Source organism: Pararhodospirillum oryzae, assembly GCF_007992075.1.
Taxonomy (GTDB): domain Bacteria; phylum Pseudomonadota; class Alphaproteobacteria; order Rhodospirillales; family Rhodospirillaceae; genus Pararhodospirillum; species Pararhodospirillum oryzae.
Window position 1 is genome coordinate 59658 of record NZ_BJZO01000005.1, and the last position, 11479, is coordinate 71136.

Sequence of the window (11479 nt, forward strand, 5' to 3'; positions counted from 1 at the left end):
TTCCCATGCTCATTGATCTTGGCCTGATGGCCTTTACCGTCACCATCTGGACCGCCATCGGCTTTCTGGGCCAGTTCTTCTTTTCGCTGCGCTTCCTCGTGCAATGGCTGTCGTCGGAGCGGGCGCGGCGTTCGGTGGTGCCGATCGCGTTTTGGTATTTCAGCGTCCTGGGCGGCGCGACGCTCCTGGCCTACGCCATCCACCAGCAAGATCCGGTGTTCATCTTCGGTCAGGGGCTGGGCCTGCTCATCTACGCCCGCAACCTGGTGTTGATCCGTCGCGCGCGGCGGGCCGACCGCGCGGCGGAAGGGCCCGAAACCCCATGAGGACCGCGACGCCTGCCATCTTGCCCGAGTCGGGGCCGGCGGCCTGGATCGCCAGCCCGGCACGGGTTGCCCTGATGGCGGCGGGCGTGCTGGGGGCGGTGTTCGTCGTCTTCGGGTTCGTCTTCACCGGCCTGCCCCGCGATGAACTGGAGTCGGTGTTCTGGGGCCAGACCCTGGCCTGGGGCTACGACATCCAGCAGCCGCCCTTGCACAACTGGCTCGCGGTCGGCGCCATGGCGGTGCTGGGCCCCACGCCCCTGGCCTTCGCCTTGTTGCGGGTGCTGTCGCTGGGGGGAATGCTGGCCGGGGTGTGGCTGTCCACCCGGACCCTGGCCGGGCGCGACTCCCTTGCCCCCGGCCTCGCGGTGGCCGCCGTGCTGTCCACCACCTTGTTTGGGGTCGGGGCCGTTCTCAACCTGACCCACTCGCTGGTGCTGCTGGCGGTGTTTGCCTTCCTGCCCTGGGCCGTGGCCCGGCTGGACGCGCCCACGCCGCCCCCGGGCGCCGCGCTCGCGCTGGGGGTGGTGCTGGGCCTGGGGACGTTATCCAAGTATACCTTCGTGCTTTTTGCCGCCGCCTTCCTGCTGGCCGCCCTGACCCATCCCCGGATGCGCCGGGTCTTGCTCCGCGTGCGTCTGATCGTGCCCACGGCGGTGGTGGCCGGGCTTCTGGTGCTTCCGCATGGCCTGTGGGTGCTGGGGGCCGACCACACGGTGGTTGACGAGTTGCCGGGCCTGCTGCACGGCCGCGCGGCCGGCCTGGGGGCGCGTCTGTGGGATCTGCTGCGCACCGGCTGGCTGGATCCGGTCGCCGGGGTGGCCCTGCCGCTGGTGCTCATGGGCCTGATCGTGCCGGCGGCGCTGCCTGGCGGGCGCTGGGGCGCGCCGGCGGATCCCGATCCCCCGGCGCCGTGGCGGCGCGTGCTGCTGGTCGCGGTGGGGCTGTCGATGCTGCTGGTGAGCCTGGTTACCCTGGCCGCCGGCGGGTCGCGCCTGCGTGAACACTACCTGATGCCGGCCGCCTTGCTGCTGCCGATGTGGGCGGCCTTGCGGGTCGCGGCCACCCGTCCCGGCCCGGCGCGCGCCGGACGCGTCGCCGGCGTCCTGATCGGCGCGGCGGGCCTGGTCGTGGGCGGGGTGCTGGTCGCGGGCGGTGTCGTGCGGCCCTTGTCGTGCACCCGCTGCCTGACCGACCTGCCGGTGCCCCAGTGGGCCGAGGGCCTGCGGGCCCAGGGCTTCCAGGGCGGCACGGTGGTGGCCCCCGAGCTGGACGCGGCCGCCAACCTGATGCGGGCCTTCCCCGGGAGCCGCCTTTTGTGGCCGCCGGCCGGCCCCCGTCAGTTGGCCTGGCGGCCCGGGACCCGGGGCGACGACTGCCTGGTGGTGCTGTCCTCGCCCGCCGAGTGGCCCCGGGTGCGCGCCTGGATGGAAAACACCCTGGGGGCGGACGGCTTGCCTTCCGATCCCCCGCTGATCACGCTGCACGCCCCGTTGCGCGGGCCACTGACCGAGCGTGACGCGCCCTTGAACGCCCTGGCATGGCCCGGTGGCGTGGGGGACTGCCGCTAGAGCATCTTCAGCCGGAACGGCACCGTTTAGGTGTGGAAAAGGGACGGGAGCGCTACTCCAGGATCGTCGGGCGGGCGTGGTGGCGGCGATAGCGTTCCTGGCCGATGTCGTCGAGCACCTTTTGCTCCTTGCTGTCGCGTTCGGCGCGCTCGCGTTTCTCGCGGTTTTCCTGGCTGACCTCCAGGGTCTTCAAGGTGCGGTAGGCCTCGGCCAGGATGTCGCGGGCTTCCTGGATCCTGGCTTCCAGGGCCTGGCGGCGCTGGGCCAGGGCGGCCACGCGGGCGCGGTGGTGGGCCAGATAGGCGCCCAGCGTGAACCCCATTTCCGGATGCTCGCGGGCAAAGGTGGTTTCGCGCTGGTGGGCGTCTTCCAGCGCCTGGGCCTCGGCGTCCAGGGCCGCCTCGGCCTTCAGCAGCTCGCCCAGGGCGCGGCGGCACTCGTCCACCTCGAAGCGGCGCAAACGGATGAGAGGGCGCAGGTCACCGGCCATGGCAGGGGGCGTTCCGAAAAGAGCTTAAATCAGGTTACGAGCGGCTCCGGGCCATCTGGGGGCCGGGGCGCGCGGCCCCCGGGCCCGAGCCCCCCGGGCCCGGGGTCGTTCCCGGCAGGGGCTGGGGCGCCAGGGCTTCTTGCAACAGGGCATAGCCGGCGCCAAAGGTGGTGCCCTCGGCCTTGGCCTGGGTCAGGAACGCTTCCAGGGCCGGATGGTGGGCAATGGCCTGGTCAACCCCGGGATCCGAGCCCAGGCGGTAGGCCCCCAGCCGGATCAGCTCGGCCATGTCCTCGTAGGTGGACATCAGGCGCCGGGCCTCGGCGATCAGGGCGGTTTCCTCGGGCGAGTTGCACCCGGGCATGGTCCGCGACACCGAGCGCAGGATGTTGATCGCCGGATAGCGCCCGCGTTCGGCGATCGCGCGATCCAGCACGATGTGGCCGTCCAGGATGCCACGCACCGCGTCCGAGATCGGCTCGTTGTGGTCGTCGCCCTCGACCAGCACGGTGAAAAGACCGGTGATGGTGCCACTGCCCTCGCGCCCCGGGCCGGCGCGCTCCAGCAGGCGGGGCAACTCGGCGAAGACCGAGGGCGTGTAGCCCTTGGACGCGGGCGGCTCGCCCGCCGACAGGCTGATTTCGCGCTGGGCCATGGCAAAGCGGGTCACGCTGTCCATCAGGCACAAGACATCCAGACCCTGGTCGCGGAAATACTCGGCCACGGCCAGGGTCATGTAGGCCGACTGCCGGCGCATGAGCGGGCTTTCGTCGCTGGTCGCCACCACGGTGACGCTGCGGGCCAGGCCTTCCTCGCCCAAATCGTCCTCGATGAACTCGCGGGCCTCGCGGCCGCGTTCGCCCACCAGCCCCATCACGATCACGTCGGCGATGGTGTGGCGGATGAACATCGACATCAACGAACTTTTCCCCACGCCGGAGCCGGCGAAAATGCCCATGCGCTGGCCCTTGCAGCAGGTGGTGAAGGTGTTGATGGCCCGCACCCCCAGATCCAGCTTGCCGCCCACCCGCTGCCGCGCGTGGGCCGGTGGCGGGGTATTGCGAATCGGGATCGCCTGGTCGCCGGCGGGAAGCGGGCCCTTGCCGTCGACGGGATCGCCCATGGCATTGATCACCCGTCCGAGCCAGGCCGGCGTCGGCGCGATGGTCGGGCGGCTTTCGCCCATTTCCACCCGGCAGCCCAGGCCCACCCCGTCCAGGCTGCTGAAGGGCAGCAGCAGGGCGCGGCCGGTGCGAAAGCCCACCACCTCGCACGCCACCTGCCTTCCGTCGCGGGTGTGGACCCAGCAGTGATCCCCGACCGAGAGGGTGGTTTGCACGCCCCCGATTTCAATCAAAAGGCCCTGCACGCCCAGGACGCGCCCATAGACCCGTCGCTCGGGGAGGCGTCCCAGGTCGTTGACGATGTTGTTGAAGAGGGGGCTGCTCATGACCAGGTCTCCGAAAGGGCGGCCCCAGTCTCGGGGGCGCCGGTTAAGCGGAGGTTTATCCGGGCCTTGGCGGTCGGGCGGGCGGGGAGGCGGTCCGTCTGTTGCGCCGCCACTGTAAGAACTCCCCTCAATGATCGGATTTTGAACAAGGATTTGGATTTTTGCCTTGCGCGGCCTGACGAATCTCCGTACCGTTCAGGGAAGCAGGAGTCCAAGGCAGCGGCACCGGCTGGCAAAGGCGAGGACGGCGAGGGGAGGCGGTTATGCGTGTTCTGGTAGTCGAGGACGACGCCGCGACGGCCAAGAGCATCGAGCTGGTGCTCAAGCGCGAGGGATGGGTGGTCGATACCACCGACTCGGGCGAGGATGGCCTGGAAATCGGCAAGATCTATGATTACGACATCATGATCGTGGATCTCATGCTGCCCGACATGGACGGGCTGGATCTGATCCGCCATCTGAGGGCCTCCCGCGTCAACACGCCCGTCCTCATTTTGTCGGGGCTCACCGAAAGCGAACGCAAGGTCAAGGGCCTGGGCGTGGGGGCCGATGATTACCTGACCAAGCCATTCGATAAATCCGAACTGGTCGCGCGTCTGCAAGCCATCGTGCGCCGCTCCATGGGGCATGCGCAGTCGGTGGTGCGGGTCGGGCGCCTGGAAGTCAACCTTGATGCCCGGACCGCTTCGGTGGGGGGCGAGGTCATCCATCTGACCGGCAAGGAATACGGGATTTTGGAGCTGCTGACCTTGCGCAAGGGCTCGACCTTGACCAAGGAACAGTTCCTCAACCACCTGTACGGCGGCATGGACGAACCCGAGCTGAAGATCATCGACGTTTTTATCTGCAAGCTGCGCAAGAAGCTGGCGCAGGCAACCGGTGGAACCAACTACATCGAAACCGTTTGGGGGCGCGGCTACGTCCTGCGCGATCCCGACGACATGTCCACCCACGCCGTCGCGGGGTAAGGCGACTCCTGGAAAGGAAACCAGCCCTTCCCCGGCCAGCCCTTCCCCGAAAGGGGCCTGAACGCGCGCCCTCGGGGCGGCAACCGGTTTTGCTGGACGACTGCCCCCGGCCAGGGGGACCGGGGAGCGCCTTGGGCGTCGGCCGGGTGCCCAGGCGACCACCTCTCCCTCCCGCGAGGAGGCTTCAGAAAAATTCTTTTCCCAATGCCGTGGCCTTTCGCGCGAAAGGCCCGCGTCCGGGAAAGGCGCGGTCAGGTTTCCTCGCCCAGTGATTTGACGTCGGTGCCCCGGGCGACCGCGTAGACACCGCGCTGGCCCGGAATCGGCTTGAAGGCATTGGTCACGCCAAGAACGGTTTCGGCGCCCCCCAGATACAAAACACCGTCGTCGGTCATCTGCTTGGCGATGGCTTCGAGAACCTGGGCCTTTGTCGGCTGATCGAAATAGATCAGAACATTCCGACAATAAACGACATCAAACTGTCCAAGAGGACGAAGGTCGTCCAGCAGATTCCATTCCTTGTATTGAACCAGGGAGCGAACGCCCTGATCAATTTCCCACATGTCGTCTTTTTTCTTGAAGTACTTAACGAGGAGCTGCATGGGCATGCCTCGTTGCACTTCAAATTGCGAATAAAGGCCGGTGCGCGCCTTGCGCAGGATGTCCGACGACAAGTCGGTTCCCACGATTTCAAAACGCCACCCCGCCAGGCGGGCCGCCTCTTCCTTCAAGATCATGCCCAGCGAATAGGGCTCCTGCCCGCTGGAAGCCGCCGCGCACCAGATGCGAAACGAGCGTCGGGACGCCCGGGTGCGCAACAGGTTGGGAAGAACCACCTGGCGAAACTGGTCGAACGGCTTCGAATCCCGGAAGAAGAAGGATTCGTTCGTCGTCATCGCCTCGGTGATTTCTTTTTCCAGCGCCAGATCCCGGCGCCGAAGCTGGGCAATCAGATCGTCCAGGCCCTTGAAACCTCGCTTGCGCGCCAAGGGCATCAGACGGCTTTCCAGCAGATAGGATTTATCCTTGGTCAGAACCAGACCGGATTTGTCCTTCAGCGTCTTTGCGATGTAGTCGAAATCTTCCGGTTTCATGCCATCAGCGCTTGTTCGCGGTGCGAAGAATATAGGCGGCGATTTCCGACAAAGGCAGTACGGCGCTGCACGCTCCGGACTGGGCGGTTGCTCCCGGCATGCCCCAGACGACGCTGCTCGCTTCGTCCTGGGCCACAACGGTTCCCCCAGCCTCGGCAATGACCACGCTTCCCTTGGCTCCGTCCGATCCCATCCCGGTCAGGACAATGGCCAGGCTGCGCCGGCCATAAACCCGCGCCACGGATCGAAACAACGGATCCACGGCCGGCCGGCAGAAACTTTCCGGCGGATCCTGGTTCAGGCGAAGGACGCGTTCCGATCCCCGGGAGTCCACCACCATGTGATAGTCCCCGGGGGCAATGTAGATATGGCCCGGCCGGATCGGTTCCCCGTCCTTGCCTTCCTGGGTCGGTATTCCCGCTATGCGTTCAATGTGGCCGGCAAGAATGGTGGTGAACGTCGCTGGCATGTGCTGGGTCACCACGATCGGCTGACCCGGCCACCCGCCCTTGCGCAGGTCTCCGAACAAGGTGAACAGGGCCTGGGGTCCGCCGGTCGAACTTCCAATGGCAATGATGTCGGGCCGTTCGGACGAGGCGGTTCTCAAGGTCACGGTGCGTGCTGGCGAGGTCCGGAGAGGGGCTGGGGCGCGTTCGGTTTCAGGCATGCGTACCCCGGGAGAGGCCAGTCCTTGTTCCCGGCGACGCGCTCCTCCCAAAACCTTCACCTTTTCGATGAGATCGTGCCGGAAATTGGAAGCGGACGACAGTTCGCGCGACGTGGACGGCTTGGCCAGATAGTCCGAAGCCCCCATTTCGATCGCTTTCAAGCTGACCTCGGCGTTTTTCAAGGTCAGGGTCGACGACATGACCACCTTGACCCCTTTGTTGCGTTGCAACAGCAAGGGCAGGGCGGTCAACCCGTCCATGACCGGCATTTCGATATCCAGAATAATGACATCGATCTCGTTCCGGTCGAGACTGGCCAGGGCCATCTGTCCGTTGCCAACCGAGGAAACAACCTGGATCCCCGGGTCTTCCTCCAGCATGCGGGTGACCAATCCCCGGACAACGGCGGAGTCATCCACCACCATGACCCGGATTGCGCCTCCCGTGGCGGATGGGCCCGGACGGCCGGCGTTTACAGACAAAATAGCCACTCCCCGTCTTCCTCCCAGGGCAAAGACCGGATACGTCAGTCTTCCAGCAAACCAACCTGCTGGAACTTTGCTTGCAGGATTTCGCTATCGAAAGGCTTCATGATGTATTCGTCGGCCCCGGCTTCCATCGCTTCCTGGATGTGACTGATATCATTTTCCGTTGTGCAGAAAACAACGATCACATTCTTGCCGCCGGGGAGTGCACGCATTTCTCGCATGAACTCCATGCCATTCATGACCGGCATGTTCCAATCCAGCAAGACCGCCGTGGGAAGCTGTCTACGGCATAGATCAAGGGCGACCTTGCCGTCCTCCGCTTCCTGGGTCTCGAAGTGGAGTTCTTGCAGGATTTTCTTGGCCACCATGCGGATGACCTTTGAATCATCGACAATCAGACAGGATTTCATGGGTACCCCTTGTGCCCTTGCCCTTGCCCTTTTTGCCCTCGCGTCCTGAGGACCTTGACTTCAGCCCTACCGGCGAGGTCCATACCCGCCCGTTTATCGAAGCCCCGCACGGTCTTTCCGGTGCTGGCCGAAGGGGAGGGCCTGTCCGATAACGAACCCGTCCCTGCTTCGTGCCAGCCCAAGGCCGCGCGCGGCGTTTAGGCTTCCAGATCCGCGGGCAAGGGGTCTTGCCCCACCAGCTGGGTCAGAACCTCCAGCAGGCTTTCCCGATCGAATTTGGCTACGTAATCGTCAAAGCCCGCCTCGCGCCCCCGGATCAGGTCGCGCTCGGTCGCATGACTCGACAAGGCAATCAAAGGAACGTCCGCCCAACGCGTATCGGCACGCACCGCCTCGGCGAACTGGAAGCCATTCATCCGCGGCATTTCGATGTCGCTGATGATCGCGTCGAACATCTGGCCGCGTTCGCGCAAGGCCAGCGCTTTATCCGGGGAGTCCACCGCCGTCACATCGTACCCATGGACCGACAACATTGGGGCCATCAGGTTGAGGAAGAAGGCGCTGTCGTCCACGATCAGAACCCGCCGCCCGGAGGTCGGCTCGCCATAGGATTCGGTCGGGCCACCGCCGAACCAGTCCCCGAACGCCTGGGTCAGGTAATAACCGGTATCGATAATGTCGGTTGCCTTGCCGTTGACCACCGCCGTGCCGACCACGCCCTTGAGATCGGCGCGCAGTTCGACCTTCAGGTGATCCTCGACGATATCGACGATTTCGTCCACCACCAGTCCCATCGACCGGTCACGGTCGCTGAACACCAGGATCGGCTGGCGCCCCTCGTCCTTCAGGGCCAAATTATCGCCAATGCCGACCAGGGGCATCAGTTGTCCCCGGTACTGGACCACCGGCTTGCCAAACGAGCGTTCGACCTTGTCGACCTCGATTTCCTCCAGGCGCGCGACGAGAGCGAGCGGCACCGCCTTGAGGTCGTTGTTGCCCGCGCGGAAGACCAGCAAGGAGGTGCGATCCTCGGCGCTGCGCCCCAGGGTCTGCTGCGCCTCGGTGGCGCCCGAGGAGGTCCCCATGGTGACTTCGCCCGTGGCGCTCGCGATCCCGTTGGGGTCAAGAATCATGATGACACTGCCATCTCCCAGGATCGTATTGCCCGAGAACATTGAAACATGCCGCAAGATCGGCGCCACCGGCTTGACCACGATTTCCTCGGTATCGAAAACCCGGTCCACGATGATGCCAAACGTGTAGGTCCCCACCTGACTGACCACGATGAACGTTTCGTTGCGGTCGCCTCGCGCCGCCGCCTCGCCCGGGTCTTCCTCGTCCTGGTCCAGGCGCAGCAGCGCCGACAAGGACACAAGCGGCATCAGCCGGTCGCGCAGGCGCAGAACCGGGGCGCTGTTGATCCGCTCGATCGTGGTTTCCGAGTCGTTGGTCACCCGCACCAGTTCCAGAACCGAAATCTGCGGGATGGCGAACCGTTCGCCCGACGCCTCGACGATCAGGGCCGAGACAATCGCCAGCGTGAGCGGAATCTTGATGACAAAGGTCGAGCCCCGGCCCGGCCACGTCTTCAGTTCCACCGTGCCGCCAATCTTCTCGATGTTGGTCTTGACCACGTCCATGCCCACGCCCCGGCCCGAGACGGCCGTCACCTTGTCGGCGGTCGAAAGACCGGCACGGAAAATGAACTGGGCGATCTGCTGGTCCGACATCGATTCCAGATCGCTTTCGGTGGCAAGGCCGTTGGACAGGGCCTTCGCCCGGATCTTCTCGATATTCAGGCCCCGGCCATCATCACTGATTTCGATGATGATGTGCCCGCCTTCATGGTAGGCGTTCAGCTTGACGATGCCCGTTTCCGGCTTGCCCGCCGCCAGGCGCTCGTCGGGGAATTCCAGCCCGTGGTCCGCCGAGTTGCGCACCATGTGCGTGAGAGGATCCTTGATCAGCTCCAGCACCTGGCGGTCCAGCTCGGTATCGGCCCCATACATCTGAAGGTCGATCTTCTTGTGCATTTCGACCGAAAGATCCCGCACGATGCGCGGAAGTTTGGCCCAGGCATTGCCGATCGGCTGCATGCGGGTTTTCATCACCCCTTCTTGCAGGTCGGTGGTGATGTGCGACAGGCGCTGAAGGGGCGCCGCGAACACCGAGTCGTCGGTGCCCCGGACCATCTGCAAAAGCTGATTGCGGGTCAGCACCAGCTCGGAAACCAGGGTCATCAGGTTTTCCAGAAGCTCGACGTTGACGCGGATCGACTGGGCGGCGACCGAGCTTTCCTTGACCTCGGCCTGGCCTCCCCCGGCTCCGGCGCCGGCGCCAGCCCCGGCGGGGGGCTCGTCGCGGCGCACCGGCGGTTGTGCCTTGGGAGCCGGCGCGGGCGGGCTGGCCTTGGGGGCCAGGGCGTTCTTGGCCGGTTCCTTGACCGCCTCGGTGGCTTCGGCCGAGCGTTCGCGCTCCAGTTCGGCGGCGATTTCCGCTTCGGTGGCGGCCCGCTTGCCTTGTGAGACCGCCTCGTTCACCTCGGCCAGCAGCTCGGCCGCGACCGGGAACCCGCTTTCGGAAACCACCGGCCCCGTTTCCGGTTCCCTGGCGGCGGGAGCGGAAGGCTTGGGCGGCGGCGCGGCCGGGGTGCCGACTGTCGGCGACTTGCCCTCGGCGAAGGCGTTCAGGATGGTCTTCAGATCCTTATCGTCGCCCTCGGGTTCCGATTCGGTCGCTTCCAGATGGGCGAGAATTTCCTTGATGCGGTCGATGGTGCGCAAAATGACCGTCACCGCGTCGGGCGTGACATCCAGTTCGCCGTCCCGGAACTTGCCCAGGACATTTTCGCCCGCGTGGGCCAGGCTTTCAAGACGCGGCAACCCCAAGAAGCCGCACGTCCCCTTGATGGTGTGAACCAGACGGAAAATGTTGGAAAGAATGTCCCGGTCGTTCGGGTTGCGTTCTAGATTGACCAGCTCGACGTCCAGCGTGGCCAGGCTTTCGGAGGTTTCGGTCAGAAACTCTGAGAGCAGATCGTCCATCAAGGACCTCCTTGGAATGCCCGGGCACCATGCCCCCGGCGGGCAACCCGCGCGACTGGCAGGCCAGCATCGGGGGCGTTGCCGTCAAGGGGGTGTGTCACACCGTATGTGTTTACCAGTTAGTGGCTCTTGGTAAAAGGGCCAATACCCACCCAGGAATTCGTCTGCAAAATGGGTCCGGAGCGGGGCCGGGGGAGGAACCCGGTCAGGAGGGCGGCGCGGAAACGACGAGGCGTCCGGGTTGGGTGGTGTCCAGGGTCATTCCGGCGGCGTCGGCCAGGTGCCGCGCCAGCCACGCCAGGATGGTGCGGGGGTCCAGGTCCTGGGGCGGATCCGCGAGCGCGTTGGACCACGCGGGGGAGAGGGGCGGGGCGCCGTCGGCTTCCAGGGCAAGAGTGGTCGGGGTGGCTTCCACGCTCAAGGTGGGGGCGTGCGGCCAGGCATCGGCCGCGACCAGGACCAGCGCCACCAGCAGGCGCACGCGGGGGCCGTCGGGGACGTAGGCCGGCTCCACCCGGCGGACCAGGCGCCGGCCCCCCAGGGCCAGCACGGTATCAAGGGCACCGAGGGCGTCGGCCAGGGCCGGCTGGTGGGAGCGCGCGGTGCCGGCGGCCATGCGCAGGATTTGCAGGCGGGCGCTGGCGGCGTGGGCGCTGTCGGCCAGCAAGGTCAGGGTTTCCCCATCCAGGGGGGCGCCGGGACCGTCCTCTTGCAGCAACTCGGCGCCCGTGCCCAACGCGCCGATCGGGCCGGCCAGGTCGTGGCACAGCCGCGTGCACAGCAGCAAGGCCTGCTCAAGAGTGATGGGGGCAGCAGCGGTCACGTCGGCACCTCCTCGCGGCCTGGGGCGCGGGCGCCTGGGGGCGCCGTCCCCAGCATTAGCAGCCCGGGGTGCCCAGGGGCAAGGGGGCGCCCCGGGTAATCGGGTCAAGCCTTGGATATCCCCGGATGAAGGGCGGCCGGGGGGGGCGGG

The 11479-nt window shown here is 66.0% G+C and carries 10 protein-coding genes; 3 read left to right on the plus strand and 7 right to left on the minus strand.

Features of this window, described 5'->3' with window-relative positions; translation table 11 throughout:
- Positions 1 to 5 precede the first annotated feature (5 nt).
- On the plus strand, positions 6 to 326 hold the full coding sequence (locus tag ROR02_RS01695) for a lipid-A-disaccharide synthase N-terminal domain-containing protein (protein WP_147162272.1): 321 nt from the start codon (positions 6 to 8) through the stop codon (positions 324 to 326).
- Complete coding sequence (locus ROR02_RS01700) at positions 323 to 1894, plus strand: glycosyltransferase family 39 protein (protein WP_147162273.1); 1572 nt, start codon at positions 323 to 325, stop codon at positions 1892 to 1894. Before ROR02_RS01695 ends, ROR02_RS01700 begins: the two co-directional genes overlap by 4 nt.
- Before the next feature lie 52 nt (positions 1895 to 1946).
- Here the strand turns inward: ROR02_RS01700 and ROR02_RS01705 are convergent, their stop codons facing one another.
- Positions 1947 to 2384 (minus strand): flagellar export protein FliJ, encoded by a 438-nt coding sequence (locus ROR02_RS01705; RefSeq protein ID WP_147162274.1) that lies wholly within the window; start codon positions 2382 to 2384, stop codon positions 1947 to 1949.
- Between the two features lie 34 nt (positions 2385 to 2418).
- A complete protein-coding gene (gene fliI / locus ROR02_RS01710) occupies positions 2419 to 3834 on the minus strand; it encodes a flagellar protein export ATPase FliI (protein WP_147162275.1) in 1416 nt (471 codons plus the stop codon).
- 263 nt (positions 3835 to 4097) lie between these two features.
- Between fliI and ctrA the strand changes: the two genes are divergently transcribed.
- Positions 4098 to 4802: a response regulator transcription factor CtrA gene (ctrA, locus tag ROR02_RS01715; protein WP_147162276.1), complete on the plus strand. Its 705-nt coding sequence runs from the start codon at positions 4098 to 4100 to the stop codon at positions 4800 to 4802.
- A 251-nt stretch (positions 4803 to 5053) separates the two neighbouring features.
- Here the strand turns inward: ctrA and ROR02_RS01720 are convergent, their stop codons facing one another.
- From ROR02_RS01720 to ROR02_RS01740, 5 genes are all read right to left on the minus strand, one after another.
- On the minus strand, positions 5054 to 5896 hold the full coding sequence (locus ROR02_RS01720) for a CheR family methyltransferase (RefSeq protein ID WP_147162277.1): 843 nt from the start codon (positions 5894 to 5896) through the stop codon (positions 5054 to 5056).
- A 4-nt stretch (positions 5897 to 5900) separates the two neighbouring features.
- The gene (locus ROR02_RS01725) at positions 5901 to 6989 is read right to left on the minus strand and encodes a protein-glutamate methylesterase/protein-glutamine glutaminase (protein WP_147162278.1); all 1089 of its coding nucleotides are present in this window, start codon (positions 6987 to 6989) and stop codon (positions 5901 to 5903) included.
- 101 nt (positions 6990 to 7090) lie between these two features.
- Entirely contained in the window at positions 7091 to 7462 is a 372-nt protein-coding gene (locus ROR02_RS01730; protein WP_147162279.1) for a response regulator, read from the minus strand.
- Between the two features lie 197 nt (positions 7463 to 7659).
- Positions 7660 to 10506, minus strand: a complete 2847-nt coding sequence (locus ROR02_RS01735; RefSeq protein ID WP_147162280.1) for a hybrid sensor histidine kinase/response regulator — start codon at positions 10504 to 10506, stop codon at positions 7660 to 7662.
- A 205-nt stretch (positions 10507 to 10711) separates the two neighbouring features.
- Positions 10712 to 11329, minus strand: a complete 618-nt coding sequence (locus tag ROR02_RS01740) for a histidine phosphotransferase family protein (protein WP_170244913.1) — start codon at positions 11327 to 11329, stop codon at positions 10712 to 10714.
- Positions 11330 to 11479: the final 150 nt, after the last annotated feature.

Bases quoted from the DNA above. Each gene is read 5' to 3' on its own strand.
- ROR02_RS01695 (WP_147162272.1), top strand. From the start codon at position 6: ATGCTCATTGATCTTGGCCTGATGGCCTTTACCGTCACCATCTGGACC.
- ROR02_RS01700 (WP_147162273.1), top strand. From the start codon at position 323: ATGAGGACCGCGACGCCTGCCATCTTGCCCGAGTCGGGGCCGGCGGCC.
- ROR02_RS01705 (WP_147162274.1), bottom strand. From the start codon at position 2,384: ATGGCCGGTGACCTGCGCCCTCTCATCCGTTTGCGCCGCTTCGAGGTG.
- fliI (WP_147162275.1), bottom strand. From the start codon at position 3,834: ATGAGCAGCCCCCTCTTCAACAACATCGTCAACGACCTGGGACGCCTC.
- ctrA (WP_147162276.1), top strand. From the start codon at position 4,098: ATGCGTGTTCTGGTAGTCGAGGACGACGCCGCGACGGCCAAGAGCATC.
- ROR02_RS01720 (WP_147162277.1), bottom strand. From the start codon at position 5,896: ATGAAACCGGAAGATTTCGACTACATCGCAAAGACGCTGAAGGACAAA.
- ROR02_RS01725 (WP_147162278.1), bottom strand. From the start codon at position 6,989: ATGGTGGTGGATGACTCCGCCGTTGTCCGGGGATTGGTCACCCGCATG.
- ROR02_RS01730 (WP_147162279.1), bottom strand. From the start codon at position 7,462: ATGAAATCCTGTCTGATTGTCGATGATTCAAAGGTCATCCGCATGGTG.
- ROR02_RS01735 (WP_147162280.1), bottom strand. From the start codon at position 10,506: ATGGACGATCTGCTCTCAGAGTTTCTGACCGAAACCTCCGAAAGCCTG.